This window comes from Nonomuraea pusilla, from assembly GCF_900109355.1.
GTDB lineage: Bacteria > Actinomycetota > Actinomycetes > Streptosporangiales > Streptosporangiaceae > Nonomuraea > Nonomuraea pusilla.
Genome location: NZ_FOBF01000006.1, coordinates 320,067 through 342,162, shown reverse-complemented (window position 1 = coordinate 342,162; position 22,096 = coordinate 320,067). Strand labels below are relative to the sequence as shown.

Below are 22,096 nucleotides of genomic sequence, written 5' to 3'. Positions count from 1 at the left end.
GGTGGCCCGGGCCCTTCCGCCCGCAGGCGTCAGTCGAGGTAGTCGCGCAGCATCTGGGCCCGCGTCGGGTGGCGGAGCTTGGCCAGGGTCTTCGACTCGATCTGGCGGATGCGCTCACGCGTCACGCCGAACTCCCTGCCCACCTCCTCCAGGGTCCGCGGGTGACCGTCGGCCAGCCCGAAGCGGAGCTGGATGATGCGCTGCTCGCGGTCGGACAGCGTGGCCAGGATGTCCTCCAACTGGTCCTGCAGCATGATGAAGGCCGCGGCCTCCATCGGCACCACGGCGTCGGCGTCCTCGATGAAGTCCCCGAGGTCGGAGTCCTCCTCGCCGATCGGCGACTGCAGCGAGACCGGCTCCTGGGCGATGCGCTGGATCTCCACCACGCGGTCGACCGGGAGGTCCATCTCCTTGGCGATCTCCTCCGGCGCCGGCTCGCGGCCGAGGTCCTGGTGGAGCTGGCGCTGCACGCGCACGAGCTTGTTGATCGTCTCCACCATGTGCACGGGGATGCGGATCGTGCGCGCCTGGTCGGCGATCGCCCTGGTGATCGCCTGCCTGATCCACCAGGTGGCGTAGGTGGAGAACTTGTAACCCTTCGTGTAGTCGAACTTCTCGACGGCCCTGATGAGCCCGAGGTTGCCCTCCTGGATGAGGTCGAGGAAGAGCATCCCGCGGCCCACGTACCGCTTGGCGATGGACACCACCAGCCGGAGGTTGGCCTCGATCAGCCGCTGCTTGGCGCGGGTCCCCTGCCAGACGAGCTCCCTGAACTCGGGGAAGGCCAGCGACGAGACCTCGTTGGCCAGCTTGTCCTCGGCGAACAGGCCGGCTTCGATCGACTTGGCGAGCTCCACCTCCTCTTCGGCGGTCAGCAGGGGCACGCGCCCGATCTCCCGCAGGTAGATGCGGACCAGATCGCTGGTCGGCGCCCGCTTGCCCACGTCTTCCTCATCGGCGCGGGTGGTCTCCTCGTCGCCCTGGGGCTCGAGGACCTCCACGCCGTTCTCGGCGAGCATCCGCACCACGCGCTCCAGCGCGTCGGACGGAAGCTCGGACCGGTCAAGCGCGGCTGCGACGTCATCGACGGTTACGCTCCCGCGCTCCCTTCCCTTCGCGACGAGGTCCGCCACCTGATCAACCGATGGCGGTCCGCTTGGCAGCACCGATGCACCCACGGGAGACAGTCTGCAGTATTGGTTCCATCAAATGGCAGACCCATTTTTGTCACCGAAGGTAAGACCACCGCCCTTACCGAATTGAGATCCATAAAAGGTTTGGCCGGAGTTTGATCAGGAAAGTAAAGCCAATTACGCGAACCTGTTTCCCGCGCCCGGAGAGCCCCCCGGCCGGACGCGCCCCTTTTCCTGCCCGGACCGCCCCGGAGATCACCGCCGCACGGCCCGGGATTCCCGCTCGGCCCCTCGGAAACGCGGCCTGACAACGACGCCGAACTGTTATCAACCGCCGGCGTGGTAGACCCGTCCCGAGCGGGGCGCGCGATAGGTCGAGACCGTCCGCGCGGTGCCCGCCGCGACGTCCACCGCGACCGTCGTCACCAGGCCCGCCCGCTCCGCGCGCACGGTCACCTCGTCCGCGCCCGTCCAGGTCGCGGCCACCGGCACGACGCCCGCGGGCAGCGGCACCCGCGTCACCTGCGCGCCCGAGGCCACGTCGTACACCAGCACGCCCGGGTCGTCGCCAGGCACGTACACGGCGAGCCTCCTGCCGTCGGCGGCCAGCGCCGCCACCTTGCCCTCCGCGCCGTCCACCGGCAGGTTCGCCCCCACCACCTGCGGCGGGACGACGCGACGCAGCGTCCTGCCGCGCAGGTCGGCGACCACGGCCTCGCGCACGTCGTACCCCCGGACGAGCAGCACCTCGCCGCCGTCGCCGCTGAAGCCCACCGTCCACGCGCCGGAGGCCGCGGGCAGCGTGCCCGCCTTCCTGCCGGTCGCCGTGTCGAAGACGCGCACCCGGTGTTCCCCGTCGTTGGGGACGTAGGCGAGCTTCCCGCCGTCCGGGGAGAGCAGCAGGCGGGTCTCGTCCACGCCGGCCTCGTTCCTCGGCTGCCGCACGCCGCCCACCGCCCGCGCCCGGCCGTCCGCGCCGCGCACGACCAGCCGCCGGTCCTTCTTCCTGAAGTACGCCACCCTGCGCCCGTCGGCGCTGACCGCGACCGGGACCGCCCCCTCGTCCGACGACGTGTCGCCGAGCGTCCGCGCCGACCCGTCAGCGCGGACGAGCCGCAGTGCCGGGCAGGCCCGTCCTTTCTCGCAACTTTTCTGAACCGCATAACGGATCACACCGGCCTGCGCCGCCGCCGGGGCCGCCGTCGCCGAGAATGGCAGCATCACCACGGGAAATACCGCGACCGCCGCCGCCCATTTGCTGATCATCGCTTCTCCGGCACTCCGCTGTGAATGGTGTATTCGTCGATCCGCCTGGCCGATCCGGTGGCGGGGTCGAGCGCGTAGATCCACGTGCTGGACCTGCCCTCCTCAGCGACGCTCTCCGTCGCGACCAGTTCCAGCCGGCCGCCCGGCCCCCACCGCAGCGACGGCCAGAGCCGCTTGGGCCGCACCCGCCTGGCCGGGCCCGTCCACGCCCCCGCCTCCAGGTCGTACGGCCGCAGCCCCGACGGCAGGCCCTCGGCCGTGAGCGACAGCGCCAGCACCGTGTGGCCGTCCGCGGCCAGCGCGAGCGCCGTGCCACGGGCCACGACCTGCTGCGGCGGCGTGGCCGACACCGAGGAGCCGTCCAGCGCGTGGGCCACCACCTTCACCGTGTTGTCGCGCTCGGCCCGGGTCGCGAGCACCTCGTCGCCGTCGGCGCTGAAGCCCAGCGGCACGTTCCCGGCCGGGACCTCGGCCGCCCGCTCGCCCGTCGCCACGTCCACCACCAGGCTGGGACGCTTTCCCGTGCCGCCCTCGAAGACCACCAGCAGGCGGGCGCCGTCGGCCGAGAGCGTCAGCGCGACGTTCCGCGTGCCCACGCCCTTGCCGTACGCGGCCAGCACCCTCGGCTTCCCGCCGGGCGCCTTCCTCACCACCACCCGGCCGTCGCGGGCGCGGACGTAGGCGACGGCGCGACCGTCGGCGCTCACGGCGAACGGCGCTGGAGAGTCCTCCACCTCGTCGGCGCGCGAGCCGTCGGCCCTGGTGGCGTACCTGGCGGCGTCGCGGAACGGCACCCACCGGCCGTCGCGCAGCAGGAGGTGCCAGGGGGCGCCCTTGCACGGCATGAAGTAGTCGGCGCCGCAGTTCGGCAGGTACGCCTCCCTGACGGTAGCCCCCTTCGGGAGCCAGGGCGCCTGGACGGTCAGGGGAGGCTGTGCGGCGGCCGCCGGCGCGGCGGAGAGGGCCAGGGCGAGCACCGCCGCCGCGCAGGCCGTGATCTTGACCTTCATGCCCGGGTTAGACCGGCCCCCGGCCGCAAAGGTTGATCACAAAAAGGTCACGCAGGAAAGAGCCGGACAGACGGCGGTCGCCGTGCAGGAGCAGAACGGCAGGCGCAAGGGCCGGCGTCTCCACGCTTCCCGGCCAGCCACCGGCCGCGCGGTCAGCCAGCGGCCGCGCGGTCAGCCAGCAGCGGCGGGGTCAGCTGCCGGCCGTGCGGCCAGCCACCAGCGGCGGGGTCAGCTGCCGGCGGCGCGGTCTCTCAGGACGCGGCGCTGCTGCTCCAGGGCCACCAGCTCGCCGAACAGCCGGTTGTACTCCTGCTGCTCGTCGACCGGGTTCAGCCGCTGGATGCGGGACTTCACCTGGGCGATGGCCCGGTCGACGGCGATCGCCTCGATGGCGGCCAGCATGGCGCCCGCGTACCGCTCCTCGGCGTGCGCGTCGGCCTGGATGGGATCCACCGCGAACCTGGTGACCAGCGTGCGGGTGGCGTCGTCGTGGGCGTGCTCCAGCAGCCGGTCGACCCACTCGCGCCCCCCGGGACCGGCCGACCCGGCGCCGCCGGCCGCCGCCACCACCTGCTGCAGCGTCACGTGGTCGGGCGCGGTGAACGCCTGCGCGTCGAGCGCGTCGAAACGGGGCCCGAGCAGCGCCGGACGCTGCACGGCCAGCTTGAGCAGCTCGCCCTCCACCCGTACGGCGGGATCGACCGGAGCCGGGCGCGGCGCCTGCCGGGGACGGCCCTGCTGGGCGTGGCCCGCCTCGGCGATGCGCTGCATCACGAACCGCTCGTCCATGAACCCCAGCCAGCGGTCGAGGTCGATGGCGTAGCGCTTGCGCAGGCCGACGTCCTTGATGCCGGCCACGATGGGGGCGGCGGCGTCGAGAGCGGCGATCTTGCCCTCGTTGCTGCGCAGGTCGTAGCGGGAGATCGTGCTGCGGATGGCGAACTGGAACAGCGGCTCCCTGCTCGCGATCAGGTCGCGCACGGCCGCGTCGCCCTGCTTGACGCGCAGGTCGCACGGGTCGAGCCCGTCGGGCTGCACGGCGACGTACGTCTGCGTCACGAACTTCTGCTCGTCGGCGAACGCCCGCAGCGCCGCCTTCTGCCCGGCCGCGTCGCCGTCGAAGGTGAAGATCACCTCGCCGCGGAACTCGGCCTGGTCGAGCAGGAACCGGCGCAGGATCTTGATGTGCTCCTCGCCGAACGCGGTGCCGCAGGTGGCGACCGCGGTGGGCACCCCGGCCAGGTGGCAGGCCATGACGTCGGTGTAGCCCTCGACGATGACGGCCTGCGCCCGCTTGGAGATCTCGCGCTTGGCCAGGTCGATGCCGTAGAGCACCTGGCTCTTCTTGTACAGCGGCGAGTCGGGCGTGTTGAGGTACTTCGGGCCGTCCTCGGCGTCGTTGAGCTTGCGCGCGCCGAACCCGATCACGTCGCCCGTCGCGTCGCGGATCGGCCAGATCAGCCGCCCCCGGAACCGGTCGATCGGGCCGCGCCTGCCCTCCTTGGCCAGGCCGCCCTTGACGATCTCGGCGGCGGTGAAGCCGCGGGCGAGCAGGTGCCGCGCCAGGGAGTCCCACTCGGCGGGCGCGTAGCCCACCCCGAACAGCTCGGCGTCGGCCCGCTCGAACCCGCGCTCCGACAGGAAGCGCCGCCCGGGCGCCGCCTCGGGCGCGAACAGCTTGGCGGCGTAGAACTCGGCCGCCGCCTTGTGCGCCTCGATGAGCCGCGCCCGCTCGCCGTGGTCGCGCCGCGGGACGTAGCCGCCCTGCTCGTACTGCAGGTGCACCCCGGCCCGGGCGGCCAGCCGCTCGACCGCCTCGCCGAAGGTGAGATGCTCGATCTTCTCGACGAACGTGATGACGTCGCCGCCCTCCCCGCAGCCGAAGCAGTAGTACATGCCGCGTTCGGGGGTGACGTTGAAGGAAGGGCTCTTCTCATCGTGGAACGGGCACAACCCCTTGAGGTTGCCGCCGCCGGCGTTGCGCAACTGGATGTGCTCGCCGATCACGTCGGCGATGGGGGATCGCTCGCGTACGAGCGCGATGTCGACGTCACGGATGCGGCCAGCCACGCGGCGAGTCTAATCCGCCCCACCGACTGTTCTCCGCCCCTCTCCCTCCCGGCCGCCTCACGGAGGGGGAAGCCCGAGGTTGCCCAAGGGTGTCTAAAGGGGGAAACGGGTGATGCGGGAGCCCCCGGTCGGCTAGAAAGGTAAAGGCTGTCGGTGGATGTGGTGACACGGGTGGAGATCATGCGATCGGGGCATATCGGACGTTGGGTGGCCGTGGCGGGCGCCCTGCTGGTGACCGGCGCCTGCGCCCCGGCGAACGGGGCGTCGAGCGTCGCCGCGCCGTCCACGCCACCGTCCTCCTCCTCTTCCCCCGGCGGGTCACCGGACGCCACGCCCGTGCCGTCCCCCGAGCAGCAGGCGGCCGAGCAGCCGCCGAAGGGCGACGACCCGGTCAGGGTGCCGCCGCCGAAGCTGTCGAAGTTCACCTACACGTTCCCCGTGCGCGGCTGCTCGACGACCTACCAGCGCAGGCTGCTCACCCTGCCCAAGACCACGATCTGGGCGGCCAAGGGCTGCGCCTTCGTCGCACCGGTCGGCGGCGTCGTGGACGAGGTCAACATCAAGAACAGGTGGAAGCCGTCCACGGACGTCGGCGCCGACCGCGAGGGCAGGTTCGTCACGGTCCTCGGCGACGACGGCGTGCGCTACCTGGGCGGGCACCTCGACTCGGTCGCCGACGGCATCAGGCCGGGCGTGCGGGTGAAGGCGGGGCGCCTGCTCGGCCGCGTCGGCAACTCCGGCAACGCCCGCGACACCGCCCCGAACCTGTACTTCGCGATCTCCTGGAAGGCCGGACCGTCCTTCTGGTGGGTGCGCAGGGGCATGGTCGAGCCGTGGGACTACCTCGACGCGTGGCTGTCGGGCAACCGCACGTTCTCGCCCAAGGAGGAGACGCTGGCGCTGCGCGCCAAGGTGGGCGAGACGCCGCGCTGCTCCGTGCAGTGCGCGTCGAGGACGGCGCCGCAGCCGAGCAGGACGCCCAGGCGGCCGTCGCGGCCGTCGTCGCCGGAGCCCACCGTCAGCTCCGACCCGACGGCAACGTCGTGGGGTCAATGACCCTGCCGGACCTGATGAGCTCCTGGATGTCGTCCACGACGTCCCAGACGTTGACGTTCATGCCCGCGACGACCCGGCCCCCGCGCAGCCAGTACGCGATGAACTCCAGGTCGTCCACCGACCCCCGGTAGACGACCTGGTCGTGGCCCGCCACGTCGCCGGAGAACTCCATGCCCAGCTCGTACTGGTCGGTGAAGAAGTACGGCACGAGGTCGTAGGTGACGTCCATGCCGAGCATGGAACGCGCGGCGGCGGGGCCGCCGTGCAGGGCGTTGGCCCAGTGCTCGACCCGCAGCGGACGGCCGTAGAGCGGGTGGAACGGCTCGGCCACGTCGCCCGCGGCGTGGACGTCGGGGTGCGAGGTGCGCAGCGCCGCGTCGGTGAGCACGCCGCGGCCGACGTCGAGCCCGGCCTCGCGGGCGAGCCCCGTCTCGGGGACGACGCCCACGCCGACGACGACGAGGTCGGCCTCCAGCCGCTCGCCGGTGTCGAGGAGGACGGCGTTCTCGCCGATCTCGGCGGCGGAGACGCCGAAACGCAGGTCCACGCCCTTCGAGCGGTGCAGCCGGGCGAAGACGTCGCCCAGTTCGCGCCCGAGCGCGCGGTGCAGGGCGGTGGGCTCGGGTTCGACCACGGTCACGGCCCGGCCCGCCTGGCGGGCCGCCGCGGCCGTCTCCAGCCCGATCCAGGACGCGCCGATGACGACGACCCGTTCCGCGGTCGTCAGGCGTTCCCTGATGGCCTCGCTGTCCGCGACGGTGCGCAGGTACAGCCCGGCGCCGGGCAGCCGCCTCGGCGTGGCGCCCGTGGCGAGGAGCAGCCTGTCGTACGGCTGGACGGTGCCGTCGGCGAGGGCGACGACCCGTTCGGCGAGGTCGAGGCGGGTGGCGGCGACGCCGGTGTGCAGTTCCACGGCGTGGTCGGCGTACCAGCCGGACTCGTGCACGAAGATGGCCTCACGCTCGCTCCTGCCCTGCAGGTAGCCCTTGGACAGGGGCGGCCGCTCATAGGGGCGTTCGTCCTCGGCGCCGATCAGCACGACCTCGCCGTCGAAGCCCTCTTCCCGCAGCGTCTGAGCGGCCTTGGCCCCCGCGAGGCCGGCGCCGACGATCACGTATCTCGCCATGGGCGCAGTATGCGACGCCTGGGGTCATCGGGAAAGCAGGCGACGCCATGCCACGGCGGACGTGTCGGTGAGCGACGCGATCTGGTCGATGACGACGCGGACCCGGGCGGCGTCGTCGCGCGCCTGCAGGTAGGCGGGGCGGAAGGCGGGTTCGAGGGTGCGGGGGGCGCCGAGGGTGATGAGCGACGCCAGTTCGGCGATCAGCTCCCGCTGCCTGGCCTGGGTGGCGTGGTGGTCCTCGGTGGCCATGACGTAGTGCGCGGTGATGCCCTTGAGCAGGGCGCACTCCAGCCTGATGGCCCGCGGGACGACCAGGTCGGCGCGGTGCCGCGAGCCGTACGCCTCCTTGGTGGCGGTCTGGGCGGCGCGGCAGAAACGGCCGATGAGCCCGCTGGTGAGGGCCTTCAGCCCGGCCAGGTCGGCGAGGGTCGCGTCGAAGTGGTGCGGCCAGAGCGGGTCGGCGAGCAGCTTGGCGAAGACCTCCTCCAGCTCGCCGGGGTCGGCGTCGGGGGCGTACCAGGTGCGGGTGATCGCGCAGACCTGGCGGCGCTCCTCGGGCGACTGCAGCGCCTCGGGGGTGACGTGGCCGGAGTGCAGGGCGTCTTCAAGGTCGTGGACGGAGTAGGCGACGTCGTCGGCCCAGTCCATGATCTGCGCCTCGAAGCTGACGCGGCCGTCGGGCGCGCCGTCCCTGATCCAGGTGAAGACGGGCAGATCGTCGTCGTACACACCGAACTTGGGCGAGCGGTCGCGGGTCCACGGGTACTTGACGGAGGCGTCGAGGACGGCCCTGGTGAGGTTGAGCCCCGCGCTGGTGCCGTCGTCGGCGAGCACCTTGGCCTCCAGCCTGGTGAGCAGCCGCAGGCTCTGCGCGTTGCCCTCGAACCCGCCGCAGGAGGCGGCCAGCTCGTTGAGCGCCACCTCGCCGTTGTGACCGAACGGCGGGTGGCCGAGGTCGTGGGCCAGGCAGGCGGTCTCGACGAGGTCGGGGTCGACGCCGAGCACGGCGCCCATCTCCCTGCCGACCTGGGCGCATTCGAGCGAGTGCGTGAGCCTGGTGCGGGGGATGTGCTGGCCGCCGCCGACCGCCTCGATCGGGCCGACGACCTGCGTCTTGGCGGCCAGCCTGCGCAGCGCGGCGCTGTGGAGCACGCGGGCCCTGTCGCGTTCGAACGCGCTGCGCTCGGGGTTGCCGGGTGGTTCCGGAACCCAGCGGGCGAGGTCGTGCTCGGTGTAGCGGGCCATACGTTCAGCGATTTTATCCAGTTTCGGGTCTCCGCTAGGGTCGTGCCTCCCGAGAACCCCCCTTCCCCGGGAGCCCTCCCCCATGACCACAGCGTTCCGAGCGGTCCTCGCCTTCGCCCTGCTCGCCGGCTTCTACGTGCTGGTCGGCCTGGTCCTCGGGGCGGCGGTGTTCTTCGACGTCCTGCTCTTCGTCGACTTCCACGCCCGCGGGGTGCAGGTCGCGATCGTGCTCACGCTGGCCGCGGGCGCGCTGGTGCGGGCCCTCGTGATGGTCGGACGGCTCGGCGGCGGCGAGCAGCCGGGCGTGGCCGTGGGGCGCGAGCACGAGCCGGTGCTGTGGCAGACGGTGGAGGAACTGGCCCGCCGCGTGGGCACCGCGCCGCCCGACGAGATCCGGCTGGTGGCCGAGGTGAACGCGGCCGTCTCGGAGGAGACGCGGTTCCTGGGGCTGCGGGCGGTGCGGCGGCGCATGTTCGTCGGGCTGCCGCTGCTGCAGACACTCACCGTGGACGAGGCACGCGCCGTGCTCGGGCACGAACTCGGCCACTACAGCGGCGCGCACACCCGCCTGGGCGCGCCGGTCTACCGGGGCAGGGTGTCGCTGGTCGCGACCGTGCGGAGCCTGGACGACCACCCGTTCATCCGCCGCCTGTTCACCCTGTACGCCACGCTCTACCTGCGGGTGTCGCAGGCCGTGTCGCGGCGGCAGGAGCTGGAGGCCGACGCGATGGCGGTGTCGATCGCGGGCCGGCGGGCGATGGCGGCGGCCCTGCGGAAGATCGAGGCCGCGGCGCTCGGCTGGGACGTCTACGCCTCCTCCTACCTGTCGATGGCGGGGCTCGGCGGCGCGCGGCCGGCGTCGGTGTTCGGCGGGTTCCACGCGCTCATGAGCGACCCCGGGCGGCAGACGGAGATCTCGCGGCAGGCGGCGGAGCCGCGCGAGGTCTCACCGTACGACTCGCATCCGAGCGTGGAGGAGCGGCTGGCGGCGATCGAGCGGCTGCCGGAGCCGCCGCTGACGCCCGACCCGCGCTCGGCGCTGGCGCTGCTGCGCGACCCCGACGTGGCCGTACAGGCCGTGGAGCAGGCGATGTGGACGCCGGAGGCGCTGGCCACGCTCCGGCCGGTGCCGTGGGAGGAACTGGTCGCGGAGGGGATGTTCCACGGGCGCAACGAGGAGGCGCTGCACGACCTCGCGGTCGCGGGCGGGCGGGTGATGGGCACGGACCTGCCCTACCTGGACGCGGCGTTCGAGGCGATCGCCAGGGGGCGGCAGGCCGAGCTGGAGGCCCGGCTGCGCGAGCTGGGCTGGAACCCGTCCGAGACGCTGCTGGCCGGGGTGCTGGGCCAGGCGCTGGAGGGGGTGCTGGTCCGGCTGGGGCAGGCCCGCTGGACGCTCTCGTGGTCGGGCCCGGCCAGGCTGCTGTTCGGCGACGGCGAGGAGGTGGCGCTGGACGCCTACGCCGCCCAGATCGCGGCCACCCCCTCTGCCGTCGCGGGGCTGCGGCGCTGGCTGGGCAACCTGGGCATGCGTCCCGACTTCGTGCCCCTCCAGGCACCGGCCGGGCCGGCGCCTGGGCCGGTCCCGGGTCAGGCCGGAGGGCCGGTGGCCTCCCCAGCCTGACCCGTGCGCCGGTCAGCGGGTGCCGGTCAGCGGGTGTCGGAGTCGTTCTGCTCCAGTGCCGCGCGACCGGCCTCCAGCCGGGCGACCGGGATGCGGAACGGGGAGCACGAGACGTAGTCGAGCCCGACCTCGTGGCAGAAGTGCACCGAGTCGGGGTCGCCGCCGTGCTCGCCGCAGATGCCGAGGTGCAGGTCAGGACGGACGGCCCGGCCCTCCTCCGCGGCGATGCGCACCAGCCGCCCCACGCCCTCCCTGTCGAGCGTCTCGAACGGCGAGACGCCGAAGATGCCGAGGTCGAGGTAGCGGGAGAAGAACGCGGCCTCGACGTCGTCGCGGGAGAAGCCCCAGGTCATCTGCGTGAGGTCGTTCGTGCCGAAGGAGAAGAACTCGGCGGCCTCGGCGATCTGCCCCGCGGTCAGCGCGGCCCGCGGCACCTCGATCATGGTGCCGATGAGGGCCGCCACGCCCACCTCCTCAAGGATCTTGACGGCCTCCTCGCGGACGGCCTCCAGCTCCTGGACGGCGGCGACGAGCGGGATCATGATCTCGGGCCGGGCGCCGGGCACCTCCTTGGCGGCCTGGGCGATGGCGCGCACCTGCATCGCGAACAGGCCGGGGATGACCAGGCCGAGGCGCACGCCGCGCAGGCCGAGCATGGGGTTCTGCTCGTGCAGCCGCTTGACGGCGGCGAGCAGCCTGCGGTCCTTGTCGGAGGCGCCCTCGGTCGCGACCTTCACCGACAGCTCGACCAGGTCGGGCAGGAACTCGTGCAGCGGCGGGTCGATGAGGCGGATGGTCACCGGGTTGTCGCCCATCGCCTGGAAGATCCCGATGAAGTCGGACTTCTGGAGGGGTTCGAGCGCGTCCAGCGCGGCCTGCCGCTCCTCGTCGGTGGACGCGAGCACGAGGTCCTCGACGAGCTGCCTGCGCTCCCCCAGGAACATGTGCTCGGTACGGCACAGGCCGATGCCCTGCGCGCCGAACCTGCGGGCCCGCGCGGCGTCCTCAGGCGTGTCGGCGTTGGCGCGCACCTTGAGCCGGCGCACCTCGTCGGCGTGCCGCATGATCCGGTCGACGGCCGTGACCAGGCCGTCGGACGGCTCGGCGCCCTCGAAGTACTCGACGACCGCGGAGGCCACCACGGGCACCTCGCCGAGGTACACCTCGCCGGTGGTGCCGTCGATGGAGATGACGTCGCCCTCGGAGACGACGACGCCGTCCGGCGCGGTGAACCGGCGCTCGGAGGTGGACACCTCCAGCTCCTCCGCGCCGCACACGCAGGTCTTGCCCATGCCGCGGGCGACCACGGCGGCGTGCGAGGTCTTGCCGCCCCTGCTGGTCAGGATGCCCCTGGCGGCGATCATGCCGGACAGGTCGTCGGGGTTGGTCTCGCGGCGTACGAGGATGACGTCCTCGCCCTGACCGGCCAGCTCCACGGCCCGCTCCGACGAGAACACCGCCTTGCCCACCGCGGCGCCCGGCGAGGCGTTCATGCCCTTGGCGATCTTCTTCTTCCGGGCGCCGCCGTCGAAGCGGGGGAACATGAGCTGGGCGAGCTGGCCGCCCGTGACCCGGGTGACCGCCTCGTCCATGGTGATGAGGCCCTGGTCGACGAGCTGGGTGGCGATGCGGAACGCGGCGCCCGGCGTGCGCTTGCCGACGCGGGTCTGCAGCATCCACAGCTTGCCGCGCTCGATCGTGAACTCGATGTCGCACAGGTCCCTGTAGTGGTTCTCCAGCGTCTCCATGATCTGGAGGAGCTCGGCGTACGAGCGCCCGTCGATGCGCTCCAGCTCCTGCAGCGGCATGGTGTTGCGGATGCCGGCGACGACGTCCTCGCCCTGGGCGTTCTGCAGGTAGTCGCCGTACACGCCCTGCTGGCCCGACCCGGGGTCACGGGTGAAGGCCACGCCGGTGCCGGAGTCGGGGCCGCAGTTGCCGAACACCATGGCGACGACGTTCACGGCGGTGCCGAGGTCGGCGGGGATGCGCTCCTGACGCCGGTAGAGGATGGCGCGCGGGGCGTTCCAGGAGTCGAAGACGGCCATGACGGCCAGGCGCATCTGCTCGCGGGGGTCGGAGGGGAAGTCCCTGCCCGTCTGCTCGCGCACGATCCCCTTGTACGTCTCGACCAGGCCCTGCAGCTCGCCGGCGTCGAGGTCGGTGTCCTGGCGGCCGTCCTTGAGCGCGTCGAGGGCGTGCTCGAACAGCTCGCCGTCGATGCCCAGCACGGTCTTGCCGAACATCTGGATGAGCCTGCGGTAGGAGTCCCAGGCGAAGCGGTCGTTGCCGCCCGCCTGCTTGGCGAGACCGCGGACGGACTCGTCGTTGAGACCGATGTTGAGGACGGTCTCCATCATCCCGGGCATCGAGAACTTGGCTCCGGAGCGGACGCTGACCAGCAGCGGGTCGTCCGCCTGGCCGAGCTTCCTGCCCATGCCCGCCTCGAGCGCCTCCAGGTGCGCGGCGACCTCGTCCTCGAGCCCGTCGGGCACCGTACCCTGCGCCAGGTAGTGACGGCAGGCCTCGGTCGTGATCGTGAACCCGGGGGGAACCGGCAGCCCGAGGTTCGTCATCTCGGCGAGGTTCGCTCCCTTGCCGCCGAGCAGGTCTTTGAGATTCCTGTTGCCCTCGGTGAAGTCGTAAACGTACTTGGCCACCACAGCTCCAATCAACGCCTCTAGGTGGGACTCTACCGGCGAAAATCATGACGAAACTGCACTCATGGGTTAAGAGACTGTTTCCCCAGGTAGGCGGCAGCTAAGAGGTCTAATCCACTTATTTCCCGTGGGGGGATCGAATGGTTTATACCAATTGGTGTAAACCAATTTTGGAGAAAGATTCGGGCAGCTCCGGAATCACCGGGGCGATGCCCGAGAACCGGCTTCCGGGGAGCCGCTCCACGCCGACTGCCGCCCGGGGCGCGGCCTTCCGGAGCCGTACGAGAACCACCACAAGCCCGCGCCCGACCAGGATCCCGGCCCCACCCGAACCGAAGAAACCAAGCTCCGGGCACCACCCGAACCGAGGCACCGAGCCGCCCCGGAAGGCACACCGCCGCACCGCCCGAGCCGAAGGCGGCGGGCCGTCCCGCCGTCCGAGGCGGAAGGAACCGAGCCACCGCGCCGCCCCAGGCGAAGGAACCGGGCTGTCGGCGTACACAGGGGAGTGCACCACCCGGTACACGCGCATGAGATGTGGGACTCCACAGCGCCGAAGCCACCTGACGGCCGGCCGGCTCGTGCCTCGCCCCCCGAGACCGGGGGTGGCCCCGGCACCCTCAGCTTCTGAGGCGCGGAGCTCCCTGGGTTCTGGCGCACTCACTGCTCACCGGGGAGCGACAGCGCGCCGCGACGAAGGCGCCGGATCACGGGCGTCGCGGGCGGGCGTCGCCGACGGAAGGGGCGGTGCGGCAGGCCGATACGCCCGCCGCCCCGCCCAGCGCCGCCTCGCGCCGCGCCGCCTCGCGCCGTCGGCCGTCAGGCGGTCGTCAGGCGGTCGTCAGGCGGCCGGGGCCAGTTCGGCGGCGTGGTCGGCCGCCCACTGCGTGAGCGTCCGGCCCTTCCTGCCCGTCACCTGCTCGAACGTGGGCGAGACCGACGGCGGCTCCTCGGCGTACTCGGCCTGGTAGCCCAGGATGAACTCGGCGATCTCCGCCGGGAACCCGGCCTCGATGTAGGCCCGGCGAGCCTGCCCGTACGTCAGCCCCTCGAACGCGATCGCACGGCCGAGCCCCGCGCCGATCGCCTCCGCCTGCTGCCGGTGAGTGAGCGCCTCCGGCCCGGTCAGGTCGTACGCCCGGCCCGCGTGGCCGTCCTCCAGCAGGGCGATCGCGGCGACGTCGGCGATATCGGCCTCATGGATCGGCACGCCGACGCCGTCGGGGTAGGCGTTGCGGACCACGTTCTCCCTGCGGATGGACTCGCCCCAGACGTCCAGCTTGTTGACGGCGAACTCGCCGGGCCGCACGTGGGTCCAGGCCGCCCCGGACTTCTCGACGACCTGTTCCACCGCGTGCAGCACCTCGTAGTGGCCACCCCGCCCGGTCGTGACGCCAGAGCTGGTCAGGGACACGATCCGGGCGACCCCGGCCGCCGCGGCGCGGCTGACGAAGGCTTCCGCGAGGTCGGCCGCGTGCTCTGGATCGAAGATGCCGGGGATGAGGAACACGCCCTGCACCCCGTCGAACGACAGGTCGCCCGGACGGTTCAGGTCACCCTGCACGATGTCGACACCGCCGTGCAGCCCGGCGGCCTCCGGGTTGCGGGTGAGCGCCCGCACGGGCCGTCCGGCCGCGACAAGCCGATCGACCACGTGCCTGCCCACGGCGCCGGTCGCTCCGGTCACGAGGATGGTCATGGAGAACCTCTCTCTGTGAAACGAACGATGGGTGCGGGCCCGCTGCCGAGGACAGTAGGACAGGTCCTGCCGACCTCGCACATGGAACGTTCCCACCTGGGCGTTCGCGGCCGTTCGATCGGAGGTCTCAAGGGCAAGGGTTACCGGGTCGACTCACTGAAGCCGTCGGACATCGGCACGCAGGTCGCGCACCAGTTCGAGGAGCAGCTGAAGCGGACAGCCCTGAGCGACGACATCCCGGAGAAGGGCATGCGCGACGGGGAGTACTTCATGCCGCACCTCGCGCCGGCCATGGCCAGGCAGTACGCGACCAAGGAGATCAAGGCGGCCCTGGACGACCTGGAGTGCGGCAGAAACTTCTACGCCGCGTACGAGCCGAGGAACAAGGAGATCAGCGAGCGCGTCACGCAGCTCTTCGGAGGAGGACCGCTGTGACGCCGGCTCCACCGCCCCGTGGACGCCCTGGGCCGCTGGGCGACGCGGACGGCGACGCCCAGCGGGCTGCGTCCGCCGTTGCGGTAGGACGGGCGTAGGAGCCGCACGCCTCGTTCGGCGAGGTAGGCGCCGAGCTGGGCGGAGACGTGGCCCTTGCCGGCGGTGATCAGCAGGCCGGGCCGTTCGGCGAGCAGGTGCGGGTCGTGGCCGGGTACGGCCGTCAGGACCTGACGTTCACCCAGCTCGGGAGTGGCGAGGGCCCAGGTGAAGGGTGTTGAGGTCTGTCTTCACGAACCGATCCTCAACACCCTTCGCCATGCCCGCAGCCTGGACTAAGGAATTACTCGCCTAGTCGTTCAGGTGCCGGCGCAGGTACTGCTCCACCTGGTCGATGGAGATGCGCTCCTGGGCCATCGAGTCGCGCTCGCGGATGGTCACCGCGTGGTCCTCGAGGGTGTCGAAGTCGACGGTGATGCAGAACGGCGTGCCGATCTCGTCCTGGCGGCGGTAGCGGCGGCCGATCGCGCCCGCGTCGTCGAACTCGACGTTCCACCGCTTGCGCAGCTGGGCGGCGAGGTCGCGGGCCTTCGGCGACAGGTCGGCGTTGCGCGAGAGCGGCAGCACCGCGGCCTTGACCGGGGCGAGCCGGTGGTCGAGGCGCATGACGGTGCGCTTCTCCATGACGCCCTTGGCGTTGGGCGCCTCGTCCTCGGTGTAGGCGTCGAGGAGGAAGGTGAGCGTCGCCCGGTCGACACCGGCCGCGGGCTCGATGACGTAAGGGATGTAGCGCTCGCCGGTGTCCTGCTCGAAGAAGCTGAGGTCGACGCCCGACGCCTTGGAGTGGGACGTCAGGTCGAAGTCGGTGCGGTTGGCGACGCCCTCCAGCTCACCCCACTCGGAGCCGGTGAAGCCGAAGCGGTACTCGACGTCGACCGTGCGCTTGCTGTAGTGGGACAGCTTCTCTTTCGGGTGCTCGTAGAGCCGGAGGTTGTCCTTGTTGATGCCGAGGTCGGTGTACCAGCGGTAGCGCTCGTTGATCCAGTAGTCGTGCCACTCCTCGTCGGTGCCGGGCTTGACGAAGAACTCCATCTCCATCTGCTCGAACTCGCGGGTGCGGAAGATGAAGTTGCCCGGGGTGATCTCGTTGCGGAACGACTTGCCGATCTGGCCGATGCCGAACGGGATCTTCTTGCGGGCCGACTGCTGCACGTTCTGGTAGTTGATGAAGATGCCCTGCGCGGTCTCGGGGCGCAGCCAGGCCAGGCCCGACTCGTCCTCGACCGGGCCGAGGAAGGTCTTGAGCAGGCCGCTGAACTGCCGGGGCTCGGTGAAGGAGCCCTTGTTGCCGCAGTTGGGGCAGGTGACGTCCGCCAGGCCGTTCTCCGGCTCCCTGCCGTTCTTCTCCTCGTACGCCTCGACGAGGTGGTCGGCGCGGAAGCGCTTGTGGCAGGACAGGCACTCGGTCAGCGGGTCGGTGAACGTCTCGACGTGGCCGCTGGCCCGCCACACCTCGGGAGCCAGGATGACCGAGGAGTCGAGGCCCACCACGTCGTCGCGCGACTGGACCATCGAGATCCACCACTGGCGCTTGACGTTGTTCTTGAGCTCGACGCCCAGGGGGCCGTAGTCCCACGACGCGCGCAGACCGCCGTAGATCTCGCTCGACGGGTACACGAGCCCGCGGCGCTTGGCGAGGCTGACGATGGTGTCCATGACGTCTGTGCGTCGTGCCATGTTGGTTGCGTCTCTTTCCGGCTGGAGGTCGGCGAGGATTATCGGTGAGATCCCAGCTTAGGGGACGCGGGAAGGGCTTCGCGCGCGACTATTGCAACGCCCTGTCCTGGGTGTAGACGTCCTCGAACGCACTGGGTTCGTTGAGCATGAGAATCATCAGCGGATACATCGCCATCCGGGCGGCGGAGAGGGCTCTGCGGTAGAAACCGGCGCCCTCCCACTCGCTGACCAGGGCCCACAGGTTGGGCTCGTCCACGGAGCGGGCCAGCCGGCCGCGCAGGTAGCCGGGCTGGGCGGCGAGCGTGTCGAGGGTCGCGTGGGCCTGCTGGGCGAACTCCTGGGCCTGGGCCTCGGGGACGGTGTATCGGATCACGGCGAGCACGCGACCAGCCTAGGCCCCGCGGGTCAGGGAAACCGCCCCACCCGTGACCCCACCGGGTGCTCCACCTCCCTCCCCGCGGAAGCAGGAAGCCCGCCCGATCCCCGGCCCGAGCCCCCTTCTCCCCTCCGCGCCCGGGCGGGGGCCGGGCTGTTGCGCGCAGGGCCAGCGGTGACGGCGGTGCTGCGCGTAGGCTCACGACGTGGCCACACGTGACAACCGCCCGGGGCGGCGCCGTCCGCTCCCGCAGGGCGAGCAGTTCTTCACTCCAGGGGCGACGGGGCTGCGCAAGGCGGTCGAGGAGCGCAGCGCCGTGCCGATGGCGTTCCTCTACACGCAGGTGCCCAGGTGGGTGGCGCCCGCGGCGCTCGTGATCCTGCTGCTCGTCGCCTTCGCGGTGCCGGGCTGGGGCGGCGGGCTGGCGGCGCTGGTCGTGCTGGCGTTCGTGGCGTGGCTGGCGTACCTGTCGTGGCCGTCGCTCGGTCCGGGCGGACGGCTGCTGCGTGTGGCGATGCTCGTCTTCCTGATCGTCCTCACCGCCGACCGCTTCGGCGCCTTCTGACCCTCCCGCACCCGAGCTCCTCCCGGAGGGGACCCCGAGCCCCTCCCTCGCCCGCGGCCCGAGGCGTGCCCGCCTTCCGCCATCGCCCCGCGGGCCGCCGCGTCCTCGGCCAGTCATGGCGCTCCCCGTCCCGGCCGGGAACATCCCCGCGCGCCCCGGGGTTGGCGGGGAGGCGTCCCGCCGCCACCTGGACGGGATCCCCGCACCACCGCCGGACCCGGCCCGGCCCAGCGCGGGATTTTGACAATCATTTTCATTTTCCCCATAATGAAGCGTGTGATGTCCATAACGCCCCATTTGCGAGTCGCCACCCTCCTGGCTGGAGCCGCCCTGCTCGCCTCGGCCTGCGGATCGGGCCAGGCGGAGAGCTCGGCGAGCGGCAAGCCCGCCGTGATCGCCGCCTTCTACCCGCTGCAGTGGCTCACCGAACAGGTGGGCGGCCAGGACGTCCAGGTGACGACGCTGACCGCGCCCGGGGTCGAACCGCACGACCTGGAGCTCGGCGTCAAGCAGGTGACCGAGATCCAGGACGCCGCGCTCACGGTCTACATCAAGGGCGTCCAGCCCGCCGTGGACGAGGCGGTGGCGGAGGACAGGAGCTTCGACGCGGCCACGGCCGTCAAGACCATCCCGGCCGGCCACCACGAGGAGGGCGGCGAGGAGGCCCACGACCACGAGGTCTCCTACGACCCGCACCTGTGGCTCGACCCGTCGCGCCTGGCCGCGGTGGCCACCAGGCTCGGCGAGCGGCTGGCCGCCGCCGACCCGGCCCACGCGCAGGGCTACAAGGACCGCGCCGCGAGGACGGCGGGCGCCCTCGGCGCGCTCGACCAGGAGTTCGCGAAGGGCCTGTCCACCTGCACGTCGAAGACGCTGGTGACCGGCCACGAGGCGTTCGGCTACCTGGCCGACAGGTACGGGCTCAAGCAGGTCGGCATCACCCTCGACCCCGAGAGCGAGCCCTCGCCCGCCCGCATCTCCGAGGTCGCCAAGGTGGCGAGGGCCGAGAAGGTCACCACGATCTTCACCGAGTCCCTGGTCAGCCCGAAGGTGGCCGAGGTGCTCGCCTCCCAGGTGGGCGCGAAGACGGCGGTGCTCGACCCGCTGGAGAGCAAGCCCTCGGGCGACTACCTCTCGGCGATGCGCGACAATCTCACCACCCTGCGATCTGCACTCGGATGTACGACATGAGCGAAACGGCCTTCGCGATGACCGGCGGCCAGGTCACCTTCGACGGGAAACCGATCCTGCGCGGGGTCGACCTCACCGTCCGCCCCGGCGAGGTCGTCGCACTGCTCGGCGCGAACGGCTCCGGCAAGTCCACGCTGGTGCGCGCCCTGCTGGGCCTCACGCCGCTCTCGGGCGGCCAGACCCTCCTGTACGGCACGCCGCCCGCGCGTTTCCGCGACTGGTGGCGCATCGGCTACGTCCCGCAGCGGCTCCAGGTCGGCGGCGGCGTGCCCGCCACCGTCGGGGAGGTCGTGGCGTCGGGACGCATCGCCAGGCAGAGCCGGCTGCGCCGCACCAGCCAGGCCGACCGGGCGGCGGTGGCCGAGGCGCTGGAGGCCGTGCGGCTCTCCGACCGGGCCGGCGACCCGGTGCAGTCGCTGTCGGGCGGGCAGCAGCAGCGCGTCCTGATCGCCCGCGCGCTGGCCGGGCAGCCCGACACGTACGTGATGGACGAGCCCACCGCCGGCGTGGACGCCGGCACGCAGCAGCTCCTCGCCGACACGCTGGCCGGGCTGGTGCGCGGGGGCAAGACGGTCGTGCTGGTCGTGCACGAGCTCGGCCCGCTTGAGCCGATCATCACGCGCGGCGTGGTGATCCGCGAGGGGCGGGTCGCGCACGACGGCAGGCCGCCCAGGCCGGAGGGCGAGTGCGCCAGGCCCGGCCACGAGCACGTCCATCCGCACGCCGCAGAGACCACGGCCGGGCCGCTCACCGGCTGGCAGGGGGACCCACGATGATCGAGTTGCTGCAGGAGGAGCTCTTCCAGCTCGCGCTGGTCGCGGCGCTGCTGGTGGGGCTGTGCGCGCCCGCCGTGGGCACGTTCATCGTGCAGCGCAGGCTGGCGCTGCTCGGCGACGGCATCGGCCACGTCGCGCTGACGGGCGTCGCCCTCGGCTTCCTGACCGGCACCACGCCCGTGCTCACGGCCGTGCTGGTGTCGATCGCCGGCGCCGTGGCCATCGAGCTCGTACGGGCCCGCGGGCGCACCAGCGGCGACGTGGCGCTCGCGCTGCTGTTCTACGGCGGCATCGCGGGCGGCGTCATGCTCATGGCCATCGCGCCCGGCGGCAGCAACGCCAAGCTGAACTCGTACCTGTTCGGCGCCATCGCGAGCGTCACCCGCGAGGACATCGTGGTCATCGCCGCGCTGGCGCTCGCGGTCATCGGCGTGGTCGTGGTGTTCGGCAGGGAGCTGTTCGTGCTCTGCCAGGACGAGGAGATGGCCAGGGCCAGCGGCCTGCCGGTGCGCTTCCTCAGCCTGCTCGTCGCCGTCACGGCGGCGCTCACCGTCGTCATCGCCATGCGGGTGGTCGGCCTGCTGCTGGTCAGCGCGCTGATGGTGATCCCGGTGGCCACCAGCCAGCAGCTCACGAGGGGTTTCCGCGCCACGATGGCGCTCGCCATGCTGTTCGGCGTGCTCGCGTCGGTGGGCGGGCTGCTCGCCTCGACGCTGTCGGCGAAGGTCCCGCCCGGCGCCGCGATCGTCCTTCTCGCGCTCGCCGGCTTCGTCCTCGCCCTCGGTGTGGGTAAATTCGTACGGCGAAGCAGGACCCAGGAGTCGACGATGAGCGAGCGACCGCGGGTGCAGGTGAAGGAGGTCGCATGACGACGAGGCGCGACGCCGTGCACGACACCCTCCGCCAGAGCGAGGGTTTCCGCAGCGCCCAGGACGTCTACGCGGAGATGCGCAACCACGGCGCCAAGATCGGCCTGACCACGGTCTACCGGGCGCTGCAGGCGCTGGCCGACGGCGGCAAGGTCGACGTGCTGCGCACCGACGACGGCGAGTCGGTCTACCGCGCCTGCGCCACCGAGTCGCACCACCACCACCTGGTGTGCCGCCGCTGCGGCCACACGGTCGAGGTGGCCGGCCCGGCCGTCGAGCGCTGGGCGGAGATGGTCGGCAGCGAGCACGGCTTCACGGAGATCACTCACACGGTCGAGGTGTTCGGCACCTGCTCGTCCTGCTCGGCCACGCCGGCCGGCTGAGCGCGGCGCGAGCCGTACAGCACGCCGAGCACGATCACCGCGCACCCCGCGAACTGCAGCGCCGACGGCCGCTCCCCCAGCGCGAGCGCGGCGATGGCCATGGTCGTCATGGGCTGCACGAGCAGCAGCAGCGCGGTGAGCGCGGCGGGCTGGCGCGGCAGCGAGAACGTGATGAGCGTCCAGCCGATCACCTGGGGTCCGAGCGCGAGCAGCAGCAGCCAGCCGTGCGCCGGCCAGGAGGGCGCGAGGTCGGCGCCGCCCGACAGCGGCGCGAGCGCGGCGATCACCGCCGTGGCCACGACGGTCGCGTGGGCGAGCGGCTCGGCCGGCCGTTCCGGGCCCGCCTTCATCAGCAGCAGGAACGCCGCGTACGTCACCGAGGTGGCGAGCCCCGCCAGCACCCCGAGCACCGGGTCCGCCCCGTACGCGGCCCCGTCGAACGCCCCGGAGATCAGCACGACGCCCGCGAACACGACGGGCGTGGCCACCATGAGCGGCTTCGAGGGCCGTTCGCGGAAGAGCGCCCACGCGGCGAACGCCACGATGAACACCTGCAGGTTCCCCAGCACGGTGGCGAGCCCGGCCCCGACGTAGTCGATGGCGTGGTGCCAGAACAGCAGGTCGAGCCCGAACGCGACGCCCGCCGCCCAGGCGGGGACGAGCGCGCGGAGCGGCGGCCGGCCGAGCCTGCGCCGTTCCAGCCAGGCGAGCAGCAGCATCGGCGGCACGGCGTACGCGCAGCGGAACAGCGCCGACGTGGCGGGCGAGACCCCGGACAGGCGCACCAGGGGGCCGGAGGTGGAGATGACGAGCGCACCCGCGATCGCGACCAGCATGATACGGCGATGTGCACCCAAGGAAACCCCCGACACTCCATG

General features: G+C 72.0%; 19 protein-coding genes and 1 pseudogene. 8 read left to right on the top strand and 12 right to left on the bottom strand.

The features are described 5' to 3' along the window. Window positions 1-29: 29 nt before the first annotated feature. The 4 genes from rpoD to dnaG form a co-directional block, all read right to left on the bottom strand. Complete coding sequence (gene rpoD / locus BMX74_RS15920; RefSeq protein WP_236714709.1) at window positions 30-1,133, bottom strand: RNA polymerase sigma factor RpoD; 1,104 nt, start codon at window positions 1,131-1,133, stop codon at window positions 30-32. A 327-nt stretch (window positions 1,134-1,460) separates the two neighbouring features. Then, on the bottom strand, window positions 1,461-2,399 hold the full coding sequence (locus BMX74_RS15915) for a YncE family protein (RefSeq protein WP_143078672.1): 939 nt from the start codon (window positions 2,397-2,399) through the stop codon (window positions 1,461-1,463). Beyond that, entirely contained in the window at window positions 2,396-3,409 is a 1,014-nt protein-coding gene (locus tag BMX74_RS15910; RefSeq protein ID WP_091101069.1) for a TolB-like translocation protein, read from the bottom strand. The genes BMX74_RS15915 and BMX74_RS15910 overlap by 4 nt, the downstream gene beginning before the upstream one ends. Window positions 3,410-3,637: 228 nt before the next feature. Then, on the bottom strand, window positions 3,638-5,479 hold the full coding sequence (gene dnaG / locus BMX74_RS15905) for a DNA primase (protein WP_055503419.1): 1,842 nt from the start codon (window positions 5,477-5,479) through the stop codon (window positions 3,638-3,640). Between the two features lie 180 nt (window positions 5,480-5,659). Here dnaG and BMX74_RS15900 point away from each other — a divergent pair, with 180 nt between their 5' ends. Continuing rightward, on the top strand, window positions 5,660-6,535 hold the full coding sequence (locus tag BMX74_RS15900) for a M23 family metallopeptidase (protein ID WP_055504085.1): 876 nt from the start codon (window positions 5,660-5,662) through the stop codon (window positions 6,533-6,535). On the opposite strand, the gene BMX74_RS15895 is transcribed toward BMX74_RS15900, so the two are convergent. Beyond that, complete coding sequence (locus BMX74_RS15895) at window positions 6,498-7,661, bottom strand: NAD(P)/FAD-dependent oxidoreductase (RefSeq protein WP_091101066.1); 1,164 nt, start codon at window positions 7,659-7,661, stop codon at window positions 6,498-6,500. The genes BMX74_RS15900 and BMX74_RS15895 overlap by 38 nt on opposite strands. A gap of 24 nt (window positions 7,662-7,685) precedes the next feature. After that, on the bottom strand, window positions 7,686-8,906 hold the full coding sequence (locus BMX74_RS15890; RefSeq protein ID WP_091101064.1) for a deoxyguanosinetriphosphate triphosphohydrolase: 1,221 nt from the start codon (window positions 8,904-8,906) through the stop codon (window positions 7,686-7,688). Window positions 8,907-8,988: 82 nt separating this feature from the next. On the opposite strand from BMX74_RS15890, the gene BMX74_RS15885 reads away from it, so the two are divergent. Further along, on the top strand, window positions 8,989-10,530 hold the full coding sequence (locus BMX74_RS15885; RefSeq protein ID WP_091101062.1) for a M48 family metallopeptidase: 1,542 nt from the start codon (window positions 8,989-8,991) through the stop codon (window positions 10,528-10,530). Between the two features lie 26 nt (window positions 10,531-10,556). Here the strand turns inward: BMX74_RS15885 and ppdK are convergent, their stop codons facing one another. After that, complete coding sequence (gene ppdK / locus BMX74_RS15880) at window positions 10,557-13,190, bottom strand: pyruvate, phosphate dikinase (protein WP_091101059.1); 2,634 nt, start codon at window positions 13,188-13,190, stop codon at window positions 10,557-10,559. A gap of 841 nt (window positions 13,191-14,031) precedes the next feature. Then, window positions 14,032-14,889, bottom strand: a complete 858-nt coding sequence (locus BMX74_RS15875; protein WP_055503422.1) for an SDR family oxidoreductase — start codon at window positions 14,887-14,889, stop codon at window positions 14,032-14,034. A gap of 15 nt (window positions 14,890-14,904) precedes the next feature. Between BMX74_RS15875 and BMX74_RS15870 the strand changes: the two genes are divergently transcribed. After that, window positions 14,905-15,324: a hypothetical protein gene (locus BMX74_RS15870; protein WP_143078671.1), complete on the top strand. Its 420-nt coding sequence runs from the start codon at window positions 14,905-14,907 to the stop codon at window positions 15,322-15,324. Here the strand turns inward: BMX74_RS15870 and BMX74_RS46640 are convergent. From BMX74_RS46640 to BMX74_RS15855, 3 genes and pseudogenes are all read right to left on the bottom strand, one after another. After that, window positions 15,249-15,596, bottom strand: a pseudogene (locus BMX74_RS46640) (hypothetical protein); the annotation flags it as partial. The gene BMX74_RS15870 and the pseudogene BMX74_RS46640 sit on opposite strands and share 76 nt — an antisense overlap. A gap of 76 nt (window positions 15,597-15,672) precedes the next feature. Then, entirely contained in the window at window positions 15,673-17,058 is a 1,386-nt protein-coding gene (locus BMX74_RS15860) for a glycine--tRNA ligase (protein WP_055503424.1), read from the bottom strand. An 88-nt stretch (window positions 17,059-17,146) separates the two neighbouring features. Continuing rightward, window positions 17,147-17,440 (bottom strand): antibiotic biosynthesis monooxygenase family protein, encoded by a 294-nt coding sequence (locus tag BMX74_RS15855; RefSeq protein WP_091101055.1) that lies wholly within the window; start codon window positions 17,438-17,440, stop codon window positions 17,147-17,149. A 199-nt stretch (window positions 17,441-17,639) separates the two neighbouring features. Between BMX74_RS15855 and BMX74_RS15850 the strand changes: the two genes are divergently transcribed. The 5 genes from BMX74_RS15850 to BMX74_RS15830 all read left to right on the top strand — a co-directional run bounded on the left by BMX74_RS15850 (window position 17,640) and on the right by BMX74_RS15830 (window position 21,218). Next, window positions 17,640-17,999, top strand: a complete 360-nt coding sequence (locus BMX74_RS15850) for a DUF6703 family protein (RefSeq protein WP_055503426.1) — start codon at window positions 17,640-17,642, stop codon at window positions 17,997-17,999. Window positions 18,000-18,278: 279 nt separating this feature from the next. After that, on the top strand, window positions 18,279-19,190 hold the full coding sequence (locus BMX74_RS15845; RefSeq protein ID WP_055503427.1) for a metal ABC transporter substrate-binding protein: 912 nt from the start codon (window positions 18,279-18,281) through the stop codon (window positions 19,188-19,190). Then, entirely contained in the window at window positions 19,178-19,966 is a 789-nt protein-coding gene (locus BMX74_RS15840; protein WP_082534906.1) for a metal ABC transporter ATP-binding protein, read from the top strand. The genes BMX74_RS15845 and BMX74_RS15840 overlap by 13 nt, the downstream gene beginning before the upstream one ends. After that, complete coding sequence (locus BMX74_RS15835; protein WP_055503429.1) at window positions 19,963-20,835, top strand: metal ABC transporter permease; 873 nt, start codon at window positions 19,963-19,965, stop codon at window positions 20,833-20,835. The genes BMX74_RS15840 and BMX74_RS15835 overlap by 4 nt, the downstream gene beginning before the upstream one ends. Continuing rightward, window positions 20,832-21,218: a Fur family transcriptional regulator gene (locus BMX74_RS15830; RefSeq protein WP_055503430.1), complete on the top strand. Its 387-nt coding sequence runs from the start codon at window positions 20,832-20,834 to the stop codon at window positions 21,216-21,218. Before BMX74_RS15835 ends, BMX74_RS15830 begins: the two co-directional genes overlap by 4 nt. Here the strand turns inward: BMX74_RS15830 and BMX74_RS15825 are convergent. Continuing rightward, the gene (locus tag BMX74_RS15825; RefSeq protein ID WP_256256968.1) at window positions 21,161-22,054 is read right to left on the bottom strand and encodes a DMT family transporter; all 894 of its coding nucleotides are present in this window, start codon (window positions 22,052-22,054) and stop codon (window positions 21,161-21,163) included. The two genes, BMX74_RS15830 and BMX74_RS15825, sit on opposite strands and share 58 nt — an antisense overlap. Between the last annotated feature and the right edge of the window lie 42 nt (window positions 22,055-22,096).